This window comes from Reella acinonychis, assembly GCF_052828705.1.
Window position 1 is genome coordinate 343,120 of the sequence record NZ_CM128256.1, and the last position, 21,158, is coordinate 364,277.

The following is a 21,158-nucleotide window of genomic DNA, read 5'->3' on the forward strand; positions in this document are numbered from 1 at the left end:
ACTAAATCTCCGCCCCTAAACCAATATAAAATTGAATATTTTTGCTGTTATCTTTATCTCGAACAGGGGTTGCAATATCAAATTTAATCGCCCCTACTGGTGACGCCCAACGCACGCCAAGACCTGCCCCATGTCGTAATTCGTTGACTTTATAAGCATCAGCTGCGAGTCCGACATCATAGAAGGTAGCAAGCCACCAACTTGGGTACACTTGATATTGATATTCCAATGATCCTGTTAGTAAACGCGAGGCGCCGATCAATTTGCCTTTATTGTCTTTTGGTGAGATTTTTTTATAGCCATAACCGCGTACGCTACGATCGCCACCAGCGAAGAAACGCATTGCAGGTGGCATTCGTTGTAAATCTTTTGTGTGTAGCCAACCGAGATCAACGCGGCTTACCATTCGATGATTTTCAAAAAAGGTTTTGATGACTGCTGCGGAGGCTCTGAGACGGATAAAATTCACATCAGAAAGCCACAGCTTTTGTCCAACATCCACTTTAAGACTGATATTGTGCCCCCAAGTTGGGAAGATACCGCCAACCATATATTTATGACTGATACTTGCTGTTGGATATACAAGTAAGGTTTTATCTGTTTGATCGGCTTGTGTAAAGCGATCATAACGAGCTTTTAAGCCCAATGAATATTGCCAGCCGTCAGGATATTCCCAATAACGTAATGCCCCAGCTGTAACTGCGGTGGATTTTGTGTCAGTTTTTGCATCATTCTCATTTTCGATACCAAAAGAGAATTGATAATATTCATAAAGGGGATTTTTCAATAATGGCATTTTATATGCCATTTCAACGGTTTGTTTTGGTGATGAAATATAAAAACTGGAGGTAAAACTATGTCCCCGGCTATTAATCCAAGGTTTTTTCCAGCCTAACTGAAAACGAGGGCCAACATCGGAAGAATAACCAATCCCCACTTCCATGGCATTTTTCTTTTTCGGTTGGAACAGAATATCAAAATCCACTGTTTTGTTTTTTTCATTTAATGTGGGTTGCATTAAAACGGACTGGAACCAGCCAGATGAAGTGTAATCATTACTGACTTTTAACACATCATTGAGCAAATAGTCTTCGCCAGGATGAATAGTCAGAATATTTTGTAAATAATCTTCACGAATTTGGGAATTTTGGAATCGTATTTCGCCATAACGATAGCGTGCGCCACTTTCAAATAATAATCGCCACCAGGCTTGATAGGTCTCAGGCATGACTTCCAAACGATGAACGGTAAAATCTGCGTCGAAATAACCCCGTTGAACGGCTAATTTTTGCAATGCAGTTTTATAATCTTCGTAGGTTTCGTGATTTAAAATGGTATCTGGTTTAGGTAAAGTTTGTTGCAACGATTGAAATGCTTCATCTTCAGCAGCCGCGCCCTCAATACGAACATCCGTTTCAGCCAGGCGTACCGGTTTCCCTAAGGTAATATCTGCAATTAAAACAGGTTTCTTTTTACCTTGGTCAAGGCGAAAATCGAGTTGGTAGTCATAATAACCTAACACGCGTAAGCCTTTGTAGATGGCTTCTCTTACCAATTCTTGATAACGTTCTGAACCATCCGCTTCTTCCGCATTAATGTCATTAATATAAATTTGAACGTTATTTTTTAAACTTTCCTGTTTAAGCCCAGTAATCTTTACGTCAACTTTTCTTGCCGCTGAATTATTTAATTGTTGTTCAATATTTTGTTCTGGCGTTGTTTCTTCTGCTTGAGCAGATTGCTCAGCGAAGCTTGCTTGGCTATAACCAAACCAAATAAAGCATAATAGAGATAGATGAGATCGGGTTAATTTCATTGGTGTTTATATTCGGACAGATTTATATTTATTGCCCTTAGTTTACTTTCTAACAGGGTAATGCGCAATTATAGAAAGCGGTAATTGGCTTATTTCGTATAAATTTGTTTAATATCACCAAAGGCGTCAGGCAGCGCTTGTTCAGAAATGAGTAAGTCAAATTGATTGACATTAGCAACATAAGCTTTCTGTACTTTATGCAACTTAGAATGATCAAAAATTAAAATGGCTTGTTTGGTTTTCGCCATTGCTTTATGTTTTGTTTTCGCTTCTTCAAAATTAAAACAAGTTACACCTTGTTGAAGGTCCACGCCGGCAGCGGAAATAAAGGCTTTATCGGTGCAAATTGCATCAAGCTCATTGTTTAATTGGATCGGCGTTAAGAAAGAATTATGGCGTGAATAATTGCCGCCACATAAAATCACGTCGCAGTTAGGCTTTTCTTGTAAAATGAGGAAAGTGTTAATAGAGCAACAAAGTGCGGTGAATTTTAGCGAAGAATCTATTTGAGAGGCAATGAAAGGAATGGTAGAACCACAGTCAAAAAAGACGACATCACCTTCTTCAATAAGATTCGCAGCGAGCCGTCCAATTTCCATTTTTTCTGCAATATGTTTATTTTCATGTTCAAAGATTTGGTAGCTATGTTCATTACTTTTTTGTAAATCTTTTACAATATAGCCACCAAGCAACAAAATGGAGCCAGAATGGGCATTTAAATCACGACGAATTGTCATTTCTGACACATTCAGAATATTTGCCGCATCGCGTAAATGGATTTTATCCATTTGTTTAAGCAAAAATTCTAACTTTTGAATACGTGATTGTATTTTTTTATCCATTTTGCTGCTCCTATTTTGCTTTAGTAGGTGCTACTATTGTCCTTCAAACCTTTAATAATAGCAATCCCTGCGCTTGCACCAATTCGCGTTGCACCTGCATTAATCATCGCAATGGCGGTTTCAGTATCACGTACCCCACCAGAGGCTTTCACACCTAATTTTTCACCAACGGTTTTACGCATAAGTGCGATGTCTTCTACAGTTGCGCCACCTTTATTAAAGCCTGTAGAGGTTTTCACAAAGCCTACATTGAGATCTCGACAAATTTCACAGGCTTTAACGATTTCTTCTTTGGTGAGTAAGCAAGTTTCTAAAATTACTTTTAAGGTAACGCCTTGGCAAGCTTCTAAAACAGTTTGGATGTCAGCTCTTACATCGTCCCATTTATTGGATTTGATCCAGCCAACATTAATCACCATATCCACTTCTTCCGCACCTTCTGCAATAGATTGTTGTGCTTCAAAGGCTTTTACTGAAGGTAAATTTGCACCAAGAGGGAAACCTACAACTGTGCAGATTTTCACATTTGTATTCTGAAGTTTTTGTTTTGCAAGAGGAATGTAAGCTGAATTTATGCAGACAGAGAAGAAATGATTGTCAATGGCCTCTTGGCATAATTGTAGGATGTCTGCTTCTGTTTTCTCTGCTGTTAAAGCAGTATGGTCAATGAATTGTGCAATTTGACTTGCTTGCATAGTAATGTCTCCTTAAAACGAGTTGAGATGATTTATTTTAACTTTTTTATATGATACATCAAAAAAATTTTAAAACTGTGATGAATGTCACTTTTTTAACATTTTGTTTGAATTATACTAAAAACATCCAATAATTGTTCTAATTATAACATTATTAATCGAGGAGGTATGTATGGATATTGCTGTTATTGGTTCTAACATGGTGGATCTTATTGCTTATATCAATGAGATGCCAAAAATGGGAGAAACACTAGAAGCTCCTGATTTCAAAATGGGCTGTGGCGGTAAAGGCGCGAATCAAGCTATTGCAGCGGCTAAATTGGGTGCATCGGTTATGATGATGACAAAAGTCGGTGATGATATTTTTGCTGACAACACCATTCGTAATTTTCAACACTATGGCGTAGATACAGAATTTGTTGAAAAAGTACCAGGCGTATCAAGTGGTGTGGCACCTATTTTTGTTGATCAGTCTTCACAAAACCGCATTTTAATTATTAAGGGTGCTAATTCTCATTTAAAACCTGCTGACATTGATCGTGCAGAAGCGCGGTTAAAAAATTGTAAGTTATTTATTTTACAATTGGAAATTCCATTAGAAACGGTCTATTACGCAATTGATTTTGCCAATAAACATCATATTCCAGTCATTTTAAATCCAGCACCAGCAAGCAAAGAATTAGATATTGATTACGCTTGTAAGTGTGATTTCTTTATGCCAAATGAAACTGAGCTAGAAATTTTAACAGGCATGCCGGTACAAACAATGGAGCAAATTCAAGCGGCAGCGAATAGCCTATTATCAAAAGGCTTGAAAAATCTCATTGTGACATTGGGTGAAAAAGGTTCTGTTTGGTTGCGCGGAAACGAAGTAACACATATTGCACCACATAAAGTGAATGCGATTGATACCAGTGGTGCCGGTGATGCCTTTATTGGTTGCTTCTCTCGCTACTATATTGCAACGGGCGATGTTGAGAAATCAATGCAAATGGCTTCGCTTTATTCAGCTTATAGCGTAACCGGTCAAGGAACGCAATCCTCTTATCCTAATAAAGAAGAATTTGAGAAATTCCAAAAAACAGCACAATAAATGAAGGAGCATATCATGAAAGATATACAACAAATGCCAGATGGCTATCTTAATAAGACCCCTATTTTTCAATTTATTTTATTGTCTTGCTTATTTCCATTATGGGGAGCCGCAGCAAGTTTGAATGATATTTTAATTACACAATTTAAGAGCGTATTCACATTAAGTGATTTTGCTAGCGCCTTAGTACAAAGTGCGTTTTATGGAGGTTATTTCTTAATTGCAATTCCTGCGTCTTTAGTTATTAAGAAAACAAGCTATAAGATTGCCATTTTGATTGGTTTAACGCTATATATTGCAGGTTGTTCAATGTTCTATCCTGCTTCTCATATGGCAACTTATACCATGTTCTTAGCCGCTATTTTCTCTATCGCTATTGGTTTAAGTTTCTTAGAAACATCTGCGAACACATATAGTTCAATGATTGGTCATAAGGATTACGCTACATTACGTTTGAATATTAGCCAAACATTCTACCCAATTGGTGCGATTGCAGGGATTTTATTAGGTAAATATTTAATTTTCCAAGAAGGTGCAAGCCTTGAAGAACAAATGGCAGGAATGACGCCAGAACAAATCCATAATTTCAAACTTTCAATGTTAGAGCATACATTACAGCCATATAAGTATCTGATTTTTGTATTAATTGCCGTAACCATTTTATTCTTAGTTACACAATTCCCGAAATGTAAAGTAGCAAATGCGGGTAACGCCAAATCAGAAGTTAAATTTACTGATACATTAAAATATTTAGCAGGTAATTCAGCCTTTAAGAAAGGAATTGTGGCTCAATTCTTGTATGTTGGTATGCAAGTTGCAGTGTGGTCATTCACTATTCGTCTAGCATTAAATTTAAGTGATATGAATGAGCGTGATGCGTCTAACTTCATGGTGTACAGTTTCATTGGTTTCTTTGTTGGTAAATTTATTGCTAACTTCTTAATGACCAAATTCAAATCTGATTTAGTATTACTTTGGTATTCTATTTTAGGTGTTATTACGCTTGGTTATACGGCTTTTGTGCATGATTTCTCTGCTGTTTATGCTGCTATTTTTGCTAGCGTTTTATTTGGGCCATGCTGGGCGACAATTTATGCTTCCGTATTAGGTACCGTATCACAAGAACATCGTGAAGTGGGTGGCGCAGTAGTTGTTATGTCTATCATTGGTGCAGCAGTTGTTCCAGCAATTCATGGTTATGTATCAGATTCTGTTGGTTCACTTCAATTAGCCTTTGTTGTGCCATTATTATGCTTTGCCTATGTAGGTTATTATTTCTACGGCAAATTAAAAAATAACGCTTAATGAGGAGGGATAAGATGAAAAGTTATATTTATCTCTGTAAAGAACAGTTTAGTGAGAAAGAACGTGTTATTTTTAAAAATGACAAGCTAAGTGCGGTGAGTTTTAAATATGATTCAGGGATAGAAGCAATCAAACTAATTAATAGCAAAGGTTTTATCACTGTACTACCTTTTTATGGACAAATTATTTGGGATGCTGAATTTAATGGGCAAACCCTGAAAATGAAAAATATGTTCAGCGAGCCTAAACAGGGATCCGTTATTATTGATACTTATGGTTGCTTTGCCTTCCACTCTGGATTAATTCGCAATGGTTGCCCTAGCCCTGAAGATGATCATCCTTTACATGGCGAAATGCCATGTGCTGCGATGGATAAAATTTGGTTAGTTATTGATGAAGATTCATTAGGTGTAGGTGGTCAGGTTGAGTATGTAAAAGGATTTGGTGACCATTATTTAGCTGAACCAGAAGTTGTTTTAAAAGCGGACAGTTCATTATTTGATATCAATATGAAAGTGACCAATTTGGCAAGCGTAGAAATGCCATTACAATATATGTGTCACATGAATTATTGTTATGAACATGGTGCAACATTTAGCCAAAATATTCCTGATAGTGCGGTGCAATTACGCCAAACTATTCCTGGTCATGTTAAACCAACACCAGAGTGGTTAGCCTTCAATGAGCAGATTAATCAAGGAAAATATCGCCTTGATGCATTGGAAAATGATGAGCTATATAATCCAGAAATTGTGTTCTTTATGGATAATTTGCAACAATATCAAGAGAACTTGGAATATCGTATGCATTCTCCAAAAGGTCATAATTATTTGGCGAAATTCTCATCAAGTCAATTTAATTATGCGACACGTTGGATTTTATATAATGCTGATCAACAAGTAGGTGCTTTTGTTTTACCAGCAACCTGTCGCCCAGAGGGCTATCTTGCTGCTGAAAAATCAGGGGCTTTAATTAAATTACAACCTCATGAAACAAGACACTTTACTGTGACAACAGGTATTGAGGAATAACTTAAATCCTCATCGGATTTCTAATAGAAAGTGCGGTGTTTTTAACCGCACTTTTTGTTTGTTCAATACTATATCTAGTGGTTGTTGATATAAAAACACCATATATATGCCAAAAAATATTTTTCGTTATAAATCAATTGTCTAATACCTATCTACTGGAATAATGCGTTGTCAAGTCTTGTTCATCAACTTTTTTTTACCTAAAATAATGCCCATTTACAGCTCAAAATAAGTGAACGCCTATGTCCAGAAATATTTTTGAAAAACGCTTAAACATTAAGCCTTATGAGTACCCTGAGTTGCTTGAGTTTAAGGATGCGATTCGTCATTCTTATTGGCTACATACGGAATTTAATTTCACTGGTGATATTCAAGATTATCGTACAACGATTAATGATCATGAACGTCATGTGTTAACCCGAGCTATGCTAGCGATTTCGCAAGTAGAAGTGAATGTAAAACGTTTCTGGGGCGAACTTTATCGCTATTTCCCAAAACCAGAAATGGATGATGTAGGTGGTACATTCGCAGAATCAGAAGTTCGTCATAAAGATGCGTATTCTTTCTTGTTGGAGAAGTTGGGTTTAAACGATATGTTTGCTCAAATTCAAGACATTGAGCCATTAATGAACCGTATTCGTTATATGGAAAGCTTTATGCGCGATAAAGACGCAGGCAAGGGCGAATTTGTTTTATCACTTGTTCTTTTCTCTTTATTTGTTGAGCATATTTCTTTGTTTGGCCAATTCTTAATTATGATGTCTTTTAATAAGCATAAAAACTTGTTTAAAGGTATTTCTAATGCGGTGGAAGCAACCTCTAAAGAAGAAGAAATTCATGGTCGTTTTGGTATCGCGTTATATGAAATTTTACGTGACGAACACCCAGATTTATTTGATGATCAATTCTTTGCTGAATTAAAACAACTTTCTGATCAAGCATTTGAAGCAGAGTGCGGTATTTTAGATTGGATTTTTGAAGGTGGCGATTTGAGCTTTATCAGTAAGGAAACGGTAGCGAATTATATTAAGAGTCGTTATAACAATTCTTTAATGATCTTAGGATTGGAACCGCCACATGATATCAATCCGACTTTATTAAAAGAAACCGAGTGGTTTGATATTGAAATTCTGTCCACTAAAGAAACAGATTTCTTTAACAAACGTAGTACCGATTATAGTAAAAAAATGAAACAGATTACCGCCGATGACTTATTCTAATGCTTACCATCAGCCAAAGCTCTTCGACCTTGGCTACACCAATACAAATCGTCCTGACTTTGAATGGTTAAATGACGATAGTCGTTTATTTTTACAACGTGGATACTTATTAGAAGGAACCACCGCGTTAGACCGTATTCGTTTTATTGCAGAACATGCTGAACGTCGATTAGGCATAGAAGGTTTTGCAGATAAATTCTACTATTATATGGGGCGTGGTTATTTCTCTCTTTCTTCACCTATTTGGTCTAACTTTGGTTTAGATCGCGGTTTACCGATTTCTTGTTTTGGTAGCTATATTGGCGATTCCATTTTTAATATTATGGAAACAACAGCTGAAGTTGGCATGATGAGCAAAATTGGTGGTGGTACGTCGGCTTATTTTGGTGATATCCGTCCACGTGGTTCGGCAATTAAAAATAATGGTAAGTCTGACGGTTCATTTAATTTCACGAAATTATTTGATACGGTAATTGATGTTATCTCGCAAGGAACATCACGCAAAGGTCAATTTGCGGGTTATATTGATATTGAACATGGCGATATTGATGAATGGTTAGATATTCATACTGAAGGTAACCCAATCCAATTAATGTATTACGGTGTATGTGTAGGACATGATTGGCTAGAAAGCATGAAAGCCGGCGATCCTTACAAACGTCAGATTTGGGCGAAATTATTACAACGTAAAACAGAAACAGGTATCCCTTATCTGTTCTTTAAAGATAATGCGAACGCAGGTCGTCCAGATGTGTACAAAGATAAAAATATGGTGGTTCATGCCTCAAATCTTTGTACTGAAATTATGTTGCCAGCAAGTGCAGATGAAAGTTTCGTTTGTTGTTTATCTTCAATGAATTTACTTTATTTTGATGAGTGGAAAGACACAGATGCACCAGAAGTATTAACTTATTTCTTGGATGTTGTGATGACTGAATTCATCGAGAAAAGTAATGATATTCCATTCTTAAATAAAGCCAATAAGTTTGCGAGAAGACACCGCGCTTTAGGCTTAGGGGTATTGGGATGGCATAGCTATTTGCAAGCAAATGGCATCGCATTCGATAGCTTTGAAGCCATGCAGAAAAACAACTTAGTGTTCAAAACATTACAAGAAAAAACCCTTGCTGCTTCACAGGATTTAGCGAAGCGTTTTGGTGAACCTGAATTGTTAAAAGGTTATGGTCGCCGTAATACGACTTTAATGAGTATTGCACCGACGAAATCTTCTTCCTTTATTTTAGGCAGCGTTTCGCCTTCGGTGGAACCGTTCAAATCAAATTACTATGTAAAAGATTTGGCGAAAATTAAAACGGTTTATAAAAATCCATTCTTGGAAAAATTATTACAAGAGAAAGGATTAGATCGTGAGGAAATTTGGGAAAGTATTTTACACAACGATGGCTCTGTTCAGCATTTAGAACAATTAAGTGCAGAAGAAAAAGATGTGTTTAAAACCTTCTCTGAAATTAGCCAATTAAGTGTGATTCAACAAGCCGCACAGCGTCAACGTTATATTGACCAAGGGCAAAGTATCAATATTATGATACATCCATCTACCCCAGCACGTGACTTGAACCAGTTATACTTAACCGCGGAAGAATTAGGATTAAAATCCATTTACTACCAATATTCAATGAGTGCAGCACAGGTATTTAACCGTAACCTATTGAGTACTTGTTCAAGCTGTGAAGGGTAATTCTTATTCCCCGTTTAAAAGCCTTATCTGTGAAGATAAGGCTTTTTTGTTGGTTAAAGTGCGGTGGAATTTTAATGAGATTTCACTTTTGTGATATAGCTCATGGTTTCTACGATGAGTTTATAGTACAGTAAAAATAGTCATTCTAACTGGTAAGGAGAGAGGTATGAGTAGTAAAGATAATGTCAGTCTAAAAACACTGATTATTGGTACTTTATCATTATTATGTGCCGTTGTTTTCTTTGGTGGTTTTGCTAAAGAAATTTTTGGCGGTATTTTTGATTTTGGTAAGTTAACGGGCCATTTCCCTGAGTGGTTAAAAACATCTGGTGGTACCAGTGCTAAAGGAGGATTTCTTTTTGCATTGACCTTAGTACCTAGTGTGATGCTTGCGTTAGGTTTCGTTGCCATCTTCGAACATTATGGTGCATTAATTGCTGCATCTAAGTGGTTAAGCCCAATTTTGAAACCATTAGTTGGTATTCCAGGTGTATGTTCTATTTCATTGATCGCAAGTACGCAAAGTACTGATGCAGGAAGTTCTACCACTAAATTTTTACGTAATGAAGGGCAAATTACACATAAAGAATTATTAATTTTTGCAGCCTTTCAATTTAGTGCTGGTGCATTCTTAACGAACTTTCTAGCTTCTTTTGCGCCATTACTTTTACTCACTGATAAGGCAAATAATTCTGTACCTATGTCCATTGCTATGTGCTTAGGGGTGATTTTCTTATTTAAAGTGTTTGGTGCAAATTTAATGCGTTTGTATGTGAGTAAATTCGTTAAAGATGATGAGGTGGAAGTATGAGTAATGTAACAACTGAAAAGAAATTGATCACAGATATCTTTGTTGAAGGTGCTAGAAAAGGTTGGAATATTGCGATTCATAGTACCATTCCTAATGTGATCATGGCTTTTGTCATCATCTATATTTTAAATGCTTCAGGTTTATTAAAATTACTTGGTGAATATATTGGCTTTATTATGGCACCTTTGGGATTGCCAGGTGAGTCTATTGCGGTATTTCTAGCTGCATTTTTGAGTTGGGGTGGTTCTGCGGGGGTATTAGTTGCCTTATTACAAGAAGGTACACTAAATGCACATCATGTTGCTATTTTATTACCTGGCATGGCATTAGTTGGCTCCACAGTACAATATATGGGACGGGTATTAGGCGTGTTGGGTGTGCCAGGCAAACATTATCTCGTTCTATTTGGTATTTGTATTGTGAACGCTTATTTAGCAATGTTATTAATGCGTTTTATTCTTTAGGAGGACACAATGAAACAGCAACAATTAGATGGTTTCCTTGCAGAATTAAAACAGCTTACTGATATTGAAAGTCCAACTTCATCTATTGAAGGCGTTAATTTAGTTGCAGATTGGTTTATTAATAAAGCAAATCAACTCGGATTATCTCATACGAGAATTTCGATGGAGACAGATAAGGTTGCAGATTGCTTAGTCATTAGTAACAACCTAGATGCAGAAAAATTTGATATTTTATTTGTTGCGCATATGGATACAGTGTTTCCTGTAGGATATGGAAAAGATGTGCCGTTTACTCAACAAGGCAATCATATCAATGCATTAGGTATTATTGATGATAAAGCTGGGGCGTTATTGTCTTTCTATATTCTGCAAGAATTAGACTTAACAAAATTCAATATTGCGATTTTCCTTAATTCCCATGAAGAAACATCTTCTACTTATGCGAAAGAAAGCATTCGTGAATATGCACGTAAATCTAAATATTGTTTTGTTATGGAGCCTGCTCGAGAAGATGGTTCAATGGTTGCAACGCGTAAAGGCATGGTGAGCTATCAAATAGATTTTCATGGCGTTGCAGCGCATGCAGGCAACAACCCAGAGAGAGGTCGTTCAGCTTTAGTTGAAGCTGCGAACTTTATTGTTGAGTTCTCCAAATTGAATGACTTTTCTGTCGGACATACATTCAATTGCGTGATGAACCATGGTGGAACCGCACATAATGTTATCGCAGACTTTGCTTCACTAACCATTGAAATGCGTTATGTTCAACCTTCTTCAGCTGCCTATTTTGAACAACAGCTAGATCGTGTGTTGAATCATCCTTTTGTAGAAGGGGTTACCCATAAGCGAATCCTTCTCAATGATGAAGCACCAATGATAGATTTGGTGCATTTGCCAAAAATCAAGATGCTCTTTGATGAAGCGGGTCGAGAACTTAATGTGCCTATAAAATGGGTTGATGCAGGTGGATTGAGTGACGGAAACATTGCTGCTTCTGCCGGTTGCCCGACTATTGATGGGCTTGGACCAACAGGTGGAAATATGCATGTTAAAACGGAATATTTAGTTGTCGATTCTGTTGTGCCTAAATGTAATTTGGTGTTAGCTGTCATCAAGAAATTATTTGCTTAATAAAACTATCTAAAAAAACACCGTACTTTGATCCCAAAAAGTGCGGTGTTTTTCTTGCTACTTTTTCACTTTCGTGAACAAAAAGCCATAAGCTAGCCCAGTTATTAAGCCTGCAATATGGGCAGCGTTACCAACAGCTACGTCGATTAATGGGGCGGCAAAACCAAATAAAATTCCAACGATGATCATGGTAAAAAAGCCTTCTGGCAGGTCAAATTGAGTATGAGGATTGAGTTTATCTACGATAAATACGAAGCCCATTACAGCATACACCACGCCAGATAACCCAAAGAACAAAGGGCCACTTGCCCAATTCTGTGCGAAACCACTGATGATTGCGGATAAAAAATAAAGTATCACAAGACTGAAGGTGCCAAATTTTTTCTCAATGGCTCCACCAAATAACCACCACCAACTGAGATTAAAACCAATATGCATAATACTCAGGTGAATAAGCGTATGGCTGAAATAGCGCCAATAATCCTGCTGTTCATTGTAATCAATAGGAAAGTTAAAGAAGTTGATTAAAACATCAAAATCAATCAAGTGGCTGAAAATAAATAAAATGCCGCAAAGTGCGGTAATAAATAGGGTAAATTTAGGTGGATGACTTCTAAAAATGGATAGCATTTGTTATATTCCTTTCATAATTCAGTCACATTAATATGGGGATTAAAATGGAAAATGGAAGTTTGCCCGAAGGTTTTAGCCGATTTAGTTGGATCATTGCGGGTTTTTGTTCACCGATTTTATTATGGCCTTTAGCCTTGTTACTTTCGCCAGCTATATTGGAAAATCCAAATTTAACCGAATTGCAACGCACTTTTATGTCCTTTTCAATGTGGTTTTATCCCTTTGTGTTGGGACTTATTGCTCGAATGAGTTTTAAAATTCAACCAACTCAACCAAGGCTAGCAAAACGAATCTTAATCATAAGTGCGGTGATTTTTATTGCAGTTTTTCTTTACATCGCATTATATGGATTTTAAAAAAGGCTTCCAATTGGAAGCCTTTCTTGTTATGGAAATTCACGTTCAATAGGAAGGTTTGCACGTTCCCAGGCTTCAAAGCCACCTTCAACGCTATAGACTTGTTCGTAACCCTGTTCAATTAAAAACGCACCAACATTGCGGCTGCTTACGCCATGGTAGCACATCACGATCACTGGTTGGTCATAATCATATTCATCTTGGAAAATACCATAGCTTTGGTTGGTTAAATGAAAAGCCTCTTGCGCGTGGCTTTGGCGATAACGCGGGAGATCGCGAATATCTAATAAGGCGCAATCTTCTTGCTGCATTAAATCCCAAGCTTGCTGTGGGCTAATTTCGATTAATTGTGTCATTGGATGTTGTTCCTTTTAAAATAGCTAATTTTTCCGTATTAATATCGGCATGTAATAATTCAACCTCAGGCAATGTTTTGTTGGCTTTGGCTGACAAATCTTTAAAGCGGTCAATTTTACCAAATAATCCTTGTTGACCCACCAAGGCGGTAACGGTTTCATTGTAACGCGTATTCACATTGGCAATGGTGCCGCCGAGTTTGACGAAGCGTTCTGCCAGCAAACAAACCTGATTATAAATATCGCCCGCACGTTCGCTGATTTCTCTGGCTTCTGTATTACTACGTTCAATTCGCCATAAATTTGCCACCGTACGCAAAATCGGCATGAGAGTTGTGTGGGAAACTAAAATTACATTTTCTTGATAACCAAAGTTAAACAATTCGCTGTCGGCTTTCATGGCTTCAATATAGGCTGGCTCAACGGCGACAAACATTAACACAAAATTTGGGCTACGCATACCAATAAGATTACTGTAATCTTTTTGCGATAAGTCAGCCATATGTTGACGAATGGCTTTGACATGCTCTTTTAAATATTGTTGACGCTCTGTTTCATCTTCACTACTCATTGCTTTTTCATAGGCGACCAATGACATTTTACTATCAATAATCAGTTGCTTATTGTCGGGGAGATTGATAACAAAATCAGGGTAATTGTTTCGCCCTTGCTCATCTTTAAAATGCGCTTGCGGTTGATAATGCTCGCCTGATATTAAACCTGTCAGCTGCAACGTTTTTTCTAACTGAATTTCTCCCCAATTGCCCAAGGTTTTCTTCTCACCTTTTAATGCTGACGCCAGATTATTAGCTTCTTGCGACATGGATAAACCAATCTCTAACACTTTCTTAATTTCTGCTTCGAGCCCTGCATTGCCTTTCACATTTTCTGAATGGATTTCATTCACGCGTTTTTGAAAACCTTCTATTTGTTCGCGGAAAGGTTTAAGCAACGCATCCAAACTGGCTTGATTCGTTTGATTAAAGGATTGCGCTTTTTCCTCTAATATGCGATTGGCTAGATTCTGGAATTCAGTGCTAAGTAGTTGTTTACTTTGTAAAAATTGCTGTTGTTGCTCTGCAAAACTTTTTTCTTTTTCTGATAAAGTAATTTTAAATGCAGTCACTTGCTGCTGAAGTGCGGTTAAATTTAGCTGCGTTTTTTCTAAGTCGTTTGTTTTTTGTTTGATCAGTTCATCGCGTTCTGTGATCTCATTTTGTAAATATTCAAGGCGAGTTTGCGACTGAACAATGGCTAAATCTTGTTGATTTTTAATGATATTGATCTGATCAAATTTTTCGACTAATGCATTGTAATCTAAAATGTTTTTATTTAAATCCTGTTGTAGCTCCGTTACATCTCGGTTACGGCGTGCTAGCAAGAAAATCAAAATGAAACATAACAATGCGAAGAAAAGTGCGGTTAAAAAATAAGGATTTTGTAACAGTGCCTGCATAGTGAATTCCTTGTGAAAATAGGTGGCTAGTATAAACGAAAATGCGTAAAATCAGGCAGTATATAGGTAAATTTTCTTATTTTAGTGGCAACAGTGGCGATGAAAGAACAACTTTTTCATTATAAAAAACAGCAAGAAAACTGCCCACAATGTGGGGCCAGTTTGGTTATTAAGCAAGGCAAAAAGGGCTTGTTTTTAGGTTGTTCTACATTCCCTGATTGCGATTATCTCAAGCCATTACAACCTCATCATGAAAGCAAAGTGTTAAAAGAGCTACAGGAGGTTTGTCCTGAATGTGGCAATTTATTGCAAGTAAAACAAGGACATTTTGGGATTTTCATTGGCTGTAGCGCCTATCCTGATTGTCATTTTATTGTGCAAGATGAGGTAGAGCAATCCGGCGATCAACAATTTATGTGCCCTGAATGTCAAGAGGGCGAGTTAGTGGCGCGTCAAGGACGACAAGGTAAAACTTTCTATGCTTGCAACCGATTTCCACAATGTAAATTTACCTTACCCAGCCAGCCCTACAAAATTTGTTGTGAAAAGTGCGGTGGAAATTTGGCGAGTTTAAAGAAAAGCACTGCCACCCATTTGTTGTTAGTTTGTGCTAACAAAGCTTGTAAACATCAATTTGAGATCGCCAAATAATTATTCTGGGATGCCTCGTAGCATTGGGATGGGGCGATAAGGACTGATATTTGTTGGAGCAGGTAAATCGCTAAACAAGAGAATAAATGGTTTTGTTGGCACCACTTTTTCATTACGCCATAAACTGCCCATGCCAACTAGCTGAATATCATTAGGTAATTGACGTAATCCTGCCTGTAAAACCGCAACGGTGTTTTTTCGTGGATGTCCGATAACAATCGCGGTGCCATGTTTACGCGCATATTGTAAGCTAAGTTGGAATTGTCGTTGAACATCGGCAAAGTTATCACTATCATCGAGGAAAATGTGGCGATCTAAGGCATTCACACCTTGCTCTTTTGCTACTTTTCCCGCCACGCTAGAACCTATGGTGCGGCTATCTAAGAAAAATAAGCCTTGCTGACGTAAACTTTGCATTAAGTATGTCATAAGTTGATTGTCAGAAGTCGCTGCACTGCCCATGTGGTTATTTAAACCAATGGCGGCAGAAACGATTTGTTTGGCATTATTCACACGTTGTGCCACCTGTTGCGCAGACATGCCTAAGGTCAATCCACCTTCTTCAATTTTTATTTTTTGACGAGGCTGCATGGGCAGATGAATCAGAACATCTCTGCTTTGTTCTTTGGCTTGCTGATTACGTTGTTTGGCATAAGGAGCAACTGGAATGATCGCCACAGAAATTTCTTTCGGTAACGCATAAATCGCTGCGTCTTCTTTCGGATGATAGCCAATATCGTCGATCACAATGGCTAACTTAGCGGGTTGTGCTTGTAGATTTAGCGTGAAAAGCGCGGTACAAAAAAAGAGGATTTTTTTAACCGCACTTAAAAGACAACGGCATTTCATGTTATTGCAACCAACTCATTGGATTAACCGCATTACCTTGGCGGCGAATTTCGAAATAAAGTGCGGAACGATTTTGTCCGCCGCTATTGCCCACTTCCGCGATTTTCTGCCTGCCATTAACTAAACTTCCCGCTTTGACGAACACAGCTTGGTTGTAACCATATAAGGACATATAGCCTTTGCCATGATCAATCACCACAACTTGACCATAACCACTTAACCAACTAGACAGAATAACGCGTCCTGCAGCGATGGACTTCACTGCTGTGCCAGCGCTAGCGGAAATTACAATGCCTTTCCATTTGACTTCACCCACTTGGGTTGAACCAAAACTATGCAGAATTTTTCCAGCCACAGGGCGAGGATATTTACCACTTAATCCAGCACCTGAACGTAATAATTTTTTCTCTTGTTCCGTTGGTTGATAGACGGTATTAGTGCGTTTTTCTTCAGCTTGTTTTTTCTGAGTTAACTGCTCACGTTCTTGTTTTTCTTGCTGCGCCGCAGCTTGTGCTGCTCGTTGAATTTCATTGCGCAACGCATTTTCATTTGCTTTTAAAGTGTCTAATTTATTTTGATCACGCTCTAACGTTTTACTTAATTTATTTAACGTACTTTGGCGTTCATTTTTTGCTTTTTGTAGCTCTTGTTGTTGTTTTTTATGTTCGGAGAGCTGTGTTTGTTGCTCTTTTTGTTGTCCTGACAAATAGGCTTTTTGTTGTTCTAATTGCGCTCTTGTTGCCTTTAATTCATCAATTAATTGTAGGCGTGTTTGATTCATATGCTTGGCATACATCATCATGCGATCATTATTTTTCGCATCCTCTGATAATAAATGCTCAATAACGGAATTAGGATTGCCTGCGCGATAAAGCACATCTAATTGTTTGGCGAGTTTTTCTTTCTGTGATTTTTGTTGTTGCTGTAAACGTTGAATTTGGCGCGTGGTTTCTGCAATGATTTTCTTGGTTTCTTTTAAACTGGTTTCCGTTTCTCGCAATACGCCAACGACATCGTTAATTTTGTTTTCTTGGGATTTTAAAGTGGATTGCAATTTATTTTGTTCGCGTTTTTGTTCCGCAATTTTTTGTTCTTGCTGTTTAATTTGTTGCTGGATCTTCTGCAAATCACTGGCTTGACTAGAAAGCGACAAGAGTAACGCACCACAACAAAGTGCGGTGTATTTTATGAATTTTTTGACAGAGAAAGGCTGCAACATACTTTTGTAATCCAAATCAATTTTGAGCTAAATATACCATTATTTTTGCGAAAGATCAGGAAACATTGGCTTTTTACTTTTAAATCCAGAGGAATTTTGTTATAAAGTGCGGAGAGATTTTGTTTATTTTTAATTAATGAGGAGTTCCTTATGCAATTAGTTTTTATCCGTCATGGTTTCAGTGAATGGAACGCAAAAAACTTATTTACAGGTTGGCGTGATGTTAACTTAACAGAACGTGGTATCGAAGAAGCAAAAGCCGCTGGTAAAAAATTACTTGAAGCTGGTTTCGAATTTGATATTGCTTTCACTTCTGTGTTAACTCGTGCAATCAAAACTTGTAACATCGTGTTAGAAGAATCTAACCAATTATGGATTCCACAAGTAAAAAACTGGCGTTTAAATGAACGTCACTACGGTAAATTACAAGGCTTAGATAAAAAAGCAACTGCCGAACAATATGGTGACGAACAAGTGCATATCTGGCGCCGTTCTTACGATATTTCTCCTCCAGATTTAGATCCAAAAGATCCAAACTCTGCACATAACGACCGTCGTTATGCTCACTTACCAAGCGATGTCGTGCCAAATGCAGAAAACTTAAAAATCACTCTTGAGCGTGTATTACCATTCTGGGAAGATCAAATTGCGCCAGCATTATTATCAGGTAAACGCGTGTTAGTGACTGCACATGGTAACTCATTACGTGCACTTGCAAAACACATTGAAGGTATTTCTGATGCTGACATTATGGATTTAGAAATCCCAACTGGTCAGCCATTGGTTTATGATTTAGATGACAACTTCAAAGTATTGAAAAAATATTATTTATAATTTCAGTAAGTTAAGAAAAAGTGCGGTGAAAATCACCGCACTTTTTTATTGTCATAAATTCGCTCGGGCAAAGTCGGCTGCTTCTTTGACTAAGGTTTCAGCTGGGCGAACGCCAGTATAGAGTTCAAATTGCTCAAGGGCTTGTAATACGGCAACTTCTGCCCCTGAAATACATTGTTTGCCTTGTTGTTGAGCGTATTTGATTAATGGTGTTTCCGCTGGCATAGCGACCACATCAAAAATGGTGGTAGCTCTTTCTACTAAGCTTTCAGGAAATGAAAGTTCATTTGCTTCTTTTCCACCTGCCATACCTATTGGCGTTACATTAATGAGAATATCGGCTTGTTGGTCTTCAAGCTGAGTGATATGTTGATAGCCATAAAGTGCGGTTAAATATTTGCCTGTTTTTTCATTACGCGCTAATACTGTGACTTGGTTGAATCCTGCATTTTTGAAAGCAGCAGCGACCGCTTTAGCCATGCCGCCACTGCCTCTGAGAATAACACTGGATTGGCTATTTAATTGATATTTTTCAATTAACTTTTCGATGGCAATATAATCGGTGTTATAAGCTTTTAAATAGCCATCGTTGTTGACAATGGTGTTGACTGATTCAATCGCTTTGGCTGATGTGGATAGTTCATCCAAAAAAGGAATACAGCTTTCTTTGAAAGGCATGGACACTGCACAGCCTCGAATTCCTAAAGCGCGGACACCTTTTACTGCGTGCTCGATATCCGTTGTAGTAAAAGCTTTGTAAACAAAATTTAAATCGAGTTTTTCATATAAATAGTTATGAAATCTTGTGCCAAAGTTGCTTGGTCTTGCCGCTAAGGACATACAAAGTTGTGTATCTTTATTGAGCATGGTTGTACCTAAATGTTACACATATGATCGTTATCAATGAAGTTCTGATTCATGTCAAAAGCCGGTTTGGCTTGCGTATCTTTGCTAATAATGCGCGCAGGCACACCTGCAGCGGTTGCATATTCAGGGATAGGTTGTAATACAACGGAATTAGCACCGATTTTAGCGTATTTCCCCACTTCGATATTACCGAGAATTTTTGCTCCAGCACCGATCATCACACCTTCACGAATTTTCGGATGGCGATCGCCACATTCTTTGCCCGTTCCCCCTAGAGTAACGCCCTGTAAGATGGAAACATCATTTTCTATCACCGCAGTTTCACCCACCACAATTGCGGTCGCGTGGTCGAACATAATGCCACAACCAATGCGAGCCGCAGGGTGAATATCCACATCAAAGGCGACAGAAATTTGGTTTTGCAGATAAATAGCAAGAGATTGTCGCTTTTGTTGCCACAAATAATGGGTAATGCGGTAACTTTGAATAGCGTGGAAACCTTTGAGATAGAGCAATGGTGTTGACCACAGCTCGACGGCTGGGTCGCGTTGGCGCACAGCGTTAATATCTGCCGCCGCACTTTCAATAATGCTCGGATCATCTTGATAAGCGTCTTCGATAATTTCACGCAGACTAATGGCTGGCATGGTGGTGGTCGCGAGTTTATTGGCCAAAATATAGCTCAATGCACTGCCCAAATCTTTATGTTTTAGAATCGTGGAGTGGAAAAAGCTCGCAAGCATAGGCTCTTGTTCAACTAATTCTTTCGCTTCTGTCCGAATTTTATGCCAAACTTGATTTAACATTGCGTCCTCCTATTCGCCTTTCTTTTCACGTCCTAATAAGGTACTTGCCGCGTCTTGTGCATTTTTGCCATGGAATAACACGTGGTACATTTGCTCTGTAATCGGCATTTCGATGCCTTGACGTTGTGCTAACACAAAGGTTTCTTTTGTATTATAAAAACCTTCGACTACTTGCCCGATTTCTTCCATGGCTTGTTCGGTATGAATACCTTGTCCCAACATCATACCGAAGCGGCGGTTGCGAGATTGATTGTCCGTACAGGTTAAGACTAAATCGCCTAATCCTGACATTCCCATAAAAGTTGTTGGGTTAGCACCCAAAGAAGCACCAAGACGACTGATTTCTGCTAAACCTCGTGTGATTAATGCAGTACGTGCATTGGCACCAAAGCCCATGCCGTCGGACATGCCTGCGGCAATGGCGATCACATTTTTGATTGCACCCCCTAATTGCACGCCGATCATGTCTTGGTTTAAATAAACGCGGAAATGTTTACTGCAATGGATTCTTGCTTGAAATTCTTGTGCAAATTCAGTGTTATTTGCCGCAAGGGCAATTGCTGTTGGTAAACCAGCGGCTAATTCTTTGGCGAAAGTAGGGCCAGATAAAACAGCAAGAGGGTAATCGTTTCCTAATTTTTCGGTGACGACCTCTTGTAATAGACGCCCGGTATCACGTTCTAAGCCTTTTGTCGCCCAAGCAATACGATGATGAGACAATAAGTGCGGTTTAATTTGGTCGATTATTTCAGCGAACACATGGCTGGGTACAACAATGAGTAAATCTCGTGATTTTTGCACCGCAGTTTTTAGGTCTGCCTCAATATGTAATGCGTCTGGGAATCGAATATCTGGCAGAAAGCGGGCATTTTGACGCTCAACAGCAAGTTGTTGGCAATGTTCGGGATTATGTCCCCAAAGATAAGTGGGGAAACCGTTACGAGAAAAAGCAATCGCCAGTGAAGTGCCATAAGAACCAGCACCAAGTACGGTAATTGGTGTTTGCGCCGTCATAAAATGCTCC

General features: G+C 38.2%; 22 protein-coding genes. 11 read left to right on the forward strand and 11 right to left on the reverse strand.

Annotated features, from left to right (window positions below; genetic code table 11):
• Position 1: 1 nt before the first annotated feature.
• The 3 genes from tamA to deoC form a co-directional block, all read right to left on the reverse strand.
• Positions 2 to 1,816: an autotransporter assembly complex protein TamA gene (gene tamA, locus ACUXZ4_RS01770; RefSeq protein WP_464973343.1), complete on the reverse strand. Its 1,815-nt coding sequence runs from the start codon at positions 1,814 to 1,816 to the stop codon at positions 2 to 4.
• A gap of 89 nt (positions 1,817 to 1,905) precedes the next feature.
• Positions 1,906 to 2,658: a DNA-binding transcriptional repressor DeoR gene (gene deoR, locus ACUXZ4_RS01775; protein WP_464973344.1), complete on the reverse strand. Its 753-nt coding sequence runs from the start codon at positions 2,656 to 2,658 to the stop codon at positions 1,906 to 1,908.
• Between the two features lie 20 nt (positions 2,659 to 2,678).
• Positions 2,679 to 3,353, reverse strand: coding sequence for a deoxyribose-phosphate aldolase (deoC, locus tag ACUXZ4_RS01780; protein ID WP_464973345.1), 675 nt, complete (start codon positions 3,351 to 3,353; stop codon positions 2,679 to 2,681).
• 172 nt (positions 3,354 to 3,525) lie between these two features.
• On the opposite strand from deoC, the gene rbsK reads away from it, so the two are divergent.
• From rbsK to ACUXZ4_RS01820, 8 genes are all read left to right on the forward strand, one after another.
• Positions 3,526 to 4,446 (forward strand): ribokinase, encoded by a 921-nt coding sequence (rbsK, locus tag ACUXZ4_RS01785; protein WP_464973346.1) that lies wholly within the window; start codon positions 3,526 to 3,528, stop codon positions 4,444 to 4,446.
• Between the two features lie 15 nt (positions 4,447 to 4,461).
• Positions 4,462 to 5,751 (forward strand): L-fucose:H+ symporter permease, encoded by a 1,290-nt coding sequence (gene fucP / locus ACUXZ4_RS01790; RefSeq protein ID WP_464973347.1) that lies wholly within the window; start codon positions 4,462 to 4,464, stop codon positions 5,749 to 5,751.
• Positions 5,752 to 5,765: 14 nt separating this feature from the next.
• Positions 5,766 to 6,782, forward strand: a complete 1,017-nt coding sequence (locus tag ACUXZ4_RS01795; protein ID WP_464973348.1) for an aldose 1-epimerase family protein — start codon at positions 5,766 to 5,768, stop codon at positions 6,780 to 6,782.
• A gap of 242 nt (positions 6,783 to 7,024) precedes the next feature.
• Complete coding sequence (locus ACUXZ4_RS01800) at positions 7,025 to 8,002, forward strand: ribonucleotide-diphosphate reductase subunit beta (protein ID WP_464973349.1); 978 nt, start codon at positions 7,025 to 7,027, stop codon at positions 8,000 to 8,002.
• Positions 7,989 to 9,701, forward strand: a complete 1,713-nt coding sequence (locus tag ACUXZ4_RS01805) for a ribonucleoside-diphosphate reductase subunit alpha (RefSeq protein ID WP_464973350.1) — start codon at positions 7,989 to 7,991, stop codon at positions 9,699 to 9,701. Before ACUXZ4_RS01800 ends, ACUXZ4_RS01805 begins: the two co-directional genes overlap by 14 nt.
• Before the next feature lie 166 nt (positions 9,702 to 9,867).
• Positions 9,868 to 10,512, forward strand: a complete 645-nt coding sequence (locus ACUXZ4_RS01810) for a nucleoside recognition domain-containing protein (protein WP_464973351.1) — start codon at positions 9,868 to 9,870, stop codon at positions 10,510 to 10,512.
• The gene (locus ACUXZ4_RS01815; RefSeq protein WP_464973352.1) at positions 10,509 to 10,976 is read left to right on the forward strand and encodes a YjiG family protein; all 468 of its coding nucleotides are present in this window, start codon (positions 10,509 to 10,511) and stop codon (positions 10,974 to 10,976) included. Before ACUXZ4_RS01810 ends, ACUXZ4_RS01815 begins: the two co-directional genes overlap by 4 nt.
• Before the next feature lie 9 nt (positions 10,977 to 10,985).
• Positions 10,986 to 12,107, forward strand: a complete 1,122-nt coding sequence (locus ACUXZ4_RS01820) for a M20/M25/M40 family metallo-hydrolase (protein WP_464973353.1) — start codon at positions 10,986 to 10,988, stop codon at positions 12,105 to 12,107.
• A 57-nt stretch (positions 12,108 to 12,164) separates the two neighbouring features.
• Here the strand turns inward: ACUXZ4_RS01820 and ACUXZ4_RS01825 are convergent, their stop codons facing one another.
• Complete coding sequence (locus ACUXZ4_RS01825) at positions 12,165 to 12,737, reverse strand: rhomboid family intramembrane serine protease (RefSeq protein WP_464973354.1); 573 nt, start codon at positions 12,735 to 12,737, stop codon at positions 12,165 to 12,167.
• A gap of 47 nt (positions 12,738 to 12,784) precedes the next feature.
• On the opposite strand from ACUXZ4_RS01825, the gene ACUXZ4_RS01830 reads away from it, so the two are divergent.
• Positions 12,785 to 13,096: a DUF5389 family protein gene (locus ACUXZ4_RS01830; RefSeq protein WP_464973355.1), complete on the forward strand. Its 312-nt coding sequence runs from the start codon at positions 12,785 to 12,787 to the stop codon at positions 13,094 to 13,096.
• A gap of 29 nt (positions 13,097 to 13,125) precedes the next feature.
• Here the strand turns inward: ACUXZ4_RS01830 and glpE are convergent, their stop codons facing one another.
• Positions 13,126 to 13,452 (reverse strand): thiosulfate sulfurtransferase GlpE, encoded by a 327-nt coding sequence (gene glpE / locus ACUXZ4_RS01835; RefSeq protein WP_464973356.1) that lies wholly within the window; start codon positions 13,450 to 13,452, stop codon positions 13,126 to 13,128.
• A complete protein-coding gene (locus ACUXZ4_RS01840; protein WP_464973357.1) occupies positions 13,430 to 14,908 on the reverse strand; it encodes a DNA recombination protein RmuC in 1,479 nt (492 codons plus the stop codon). The genes glpE and ACUXZ4_RS01840 overlap by 23 nt, the downstream gene beginning before the upstream one ends.
• A gap of 99 nt (positions 14,909 to 15,007) precedes the next feature.
• On the opposite strand from ACUXZ4_RS01840, the gene ACUXZ4_RS01845 reads away from it, so the two are divergent.
• Positions 15,008 to 15,559 (forward strand): DNA topoisomerase family protein, encoded by a 552-nt coding sequence (locus ACUXZ4_RS01845; protein WP_464973358.1) that lies wholly within the window; start codon positions 15,008 to 15,010, stop codon positions 15,557 to 15,559.
• Here the strand turns inward: ACUXZ4_RS01845 and ACUXZ4_RS01850 are convergent, their stop codons facing one another.
• Together ACUXZ4_RS01850 and envC are read right to left on the reverse strand one after the other, a co-directional pair.
• The gene (locus ACUXZ4_RS01850; protein ID WP_464973359.1) at positions 15,560 to 16,408 is read right to left on the reverse strand and encodes a divergent polysaccharide deacetylase family protein; all 849 of its coding nucleotides are present in this window, start codon (positions 16,406 to 16,408) and stop codon (positions 15,560 to 15,562) included.
• A 1-nt stretch (position 16,409) separates the two neighbouring features.
• Positions 16,410 to 17,627, reverse strand: coding sequence for a murein hydrolase activator EnvC (gene envC, locus ACUXZ4_RS01855; RefSeq protein ID WP_464973360.1), 1,218 nt, complete (start codon positions 17,625 to 17,627; stop codon positions 16,410 to 16,412).
• Positions 17,628 to 17,777: 150 nt separating this feature from the next.
• On the opposite strand from envC, the gene ACUXZ4_RS01860 reads away from it, so the two are divergent.
• The gene (locus ACUXZ4_RS01860; protein ID WP_464973361.1) at positions 17,778 to 18,461 is read left to right on the forward strand and encodes a 2,3-diphosphoglycerate-dependent phosphoglycerate mutase; all 684 of its coding nucleotides are present in this window, start codon (positions 17,778 to 17,780) and stop codon (positions 18,459 to 18,461) included.
• A 51-nt stretch (positions 18,462 to 18,512) separates the two neighbouring features.
• Here the strand turns inward: ACUXZ4_RS01860 and ACUXZ4_RS01865 are convergent, their stop codons facing one another.
• The 3 genes from ACUXZ4_RS01865 to gpsA are packed head-to-tail and all read right to left on the reverse strand — an operon-like array spanning position 18,513 to position 21,148.
• Complete coding sequence (locus ACUXZ4_RS01865; protein ID WP_464973362.1) at positions 18,513 to 19,328, reverse strand: shikimate 5-dehydrogenase; 816 nt, start codon at positions 19,326 to 19,328, stop codon at positions 18,513 to 18,515.
• An 8-nt stretch (positions 19,329 to 19,336) separates the two neighbouring features.
• Complete coding sequence (cysE, locus tag ACUXZ4_RS01870; protein ID WP_464973363.1) at positions 19,337 to 20,134, reverse strand: serine O-acetyltransferase; 798 nt, start codon at positions 20,132 to 20,134, stop codon at positions 19,337 to 19,339.
• Positions 20,135 to 20,143: 9 nt separating this feature from the next.
• The gene (gpsA, locus tag ACUXZ4_RS01875; protein ID WP_464973364.1) at positions 20,144 to 21,148 is read right to left on the reverse strand and encodes an NAD(P)H-dependent glycerol-3-phosphate dehydrogenase; all 1,005 of its coding nucleotides are present in this window, start codon (positions 21,146 to 21,148) and stop codon (positions 20,144 to 20,146) included.
• Positions 21,149 to 21,158 lie beyond the last annotated feature (10 nt).

Excerpts from the sequence above, each read along its gene's own strand:
- glpE (WP_464973356.1), bottom strand. The coding sequence starts at position 13,452 with ATGACACAATTAATCGAAATTAGCCCACAGCAAGCTTGGGATTTAATG.
- ACUXZ4_RS01850 (WP_464973359.1), bottom strand. The coding sequence starts at position 16,408 with ATGAAATGCCGTTGTCTTTTAAGTGCGGTTAAAAAAATCCTCTTTTTT.
- ACUXZ4_RS01810 (WP_464973351.1), top strand. The coding sequence starts at position 9,868 with ATGAGTAGTAAAGATAATGTCAGTCTAAAAACACTGATTATTGGTACT.
- envC (WP_464973360.1), bottom strand. The coding sequence starts at position 17,627 with ATGTTGCAGCCTTTCTCTGTCAAAAAATTCATAAAATACACCGCACTT.
- gpsA (WP_464973364.1), bottom strand. The coding sequence starts at position 21,148 with ATGACGGCGCAAACACCAATTACCGTACTTGGTGCTGGTTCTTATGGC.
- deoC (WP_464973345.1), bottom strand. The coding sequence starts at position 3,353 with ATGCAAGCAAGTCAAATTGCACAATTCATTGACCATACTGCTTTAACA.
- tamA (WP_464973343.1), bottom strand. The coding sequence starts at position 1,816 with ATGAAATTAACCCGATCTCATCTATCTCTATTATGCTTTATTTGGTTT.
- deoR (WP_464973344.1), bottom strand. The coding sequence starts at position 2,658 with ATGGATAAAAAAATACAATCACGTATTCAAAAGTTAGAATTTTTGCTT.
- ACUXZ4_RS01830 (WP_464973355.1), top strand. The coding sequence starts at position 12,785 with ATGGAAAATGGAAGTTTGCCCGAAGGTTTTAGCCGATTTAGTTGGATC.
- ACUXZ4_RS01845 (WP_464973358.1), top strand. The coding sequence starts at position 15,008 with ATGAAAGAACAACTTTTTCATTATAAAAAACAGCAAGAAAACTGCCCA.
- ACUXZ4_RS01865 (WP_464973362.1), bottom strand. The coding sequence starts at position 19,328 with ATGCTCAATAAAGATACACAACTTTGTATGTCCTTAGCGGCAAGACCA.
- ACUXZ4_RS01795 (WP_464973348.1), top strand. The coding sequence starts at position 5,766 with ATGAAAAGTTATATTTATCTCTGTAAAGAACAGTTTAGTGAGAAAGAA.
- ACUXZ4_RS01800 (WP_464973349.1), top strand. The coding sequence starts at position 7,025 with ATGTCCAGAAATATTTTTGAAAAACGCTTAAACATTAAGCCTTATGAG.
- ACUXZ4_RS01840 (WP_464973357.1), bottom strand. The coding sequence starts at position 14,908 with ATGCAGGCACTGTTACAAAATCCTTATTTTTTAACCGCACTTTTCTTC.
- cysE (WP_464973363.1), bottom strand. The coding sequence starts at position 20,134 with ATGTTAAATCAAGTTTGGCATAAAATTCGGACAGAAGCGAAAGAATTA.
- fucP (WP_464973347.1), top strand. The coding sequence starts at position 4,462 with ATGAAAGATATACAACAAATGCCAGATGGCTATCTTAATAAGACCCCT.
- ACUXZ4_RS01820 (WP_464973353.1), top strand. The coding sequence starts at position 10,986 with ATGAAACAGCAACAATTAGATGGTTTCCTTGCAGAATTAAAACAGCTT.
- ACUXZ4_RS01825 (WP_464973354.1), bottom strand. The coding sequence starts at position 12,737 with ATGCTATCCATTTTTAGAAGTCATCCACCTAAATTTACCCTATTTATT.
- ACUXZ4_RS01815 (WP_464973352.1), top strand. The coding sequence starts at position 10,509 with ATGAGTAATGTAACAACTGAAAAGAAATTGATCACAGATATCTTTGTT.
- ACUXZ4_RS01860 (WP_464973361.1), top strand. The coding sequence starts at position 17,778 with ATGCAATTAGTTTTTATCCGTCATGGTTTCAGTGAATGGAACGCAAAA.
- rbsK (WP_464973346.1), top strand. The coding sequence starts at position 3,526 with ATGGATATTGCTGTTATTGGTTCTAACATGGTGGATCTTATTGCTTAT.
- ACUXZ4_RS01805 (WP_464973350.1), top strand. The coding sequence starts at position 7,989 with ATGACTTATTCTAATGCTTACCATCAGCCAAAGCTCTTCGACCTTGGC.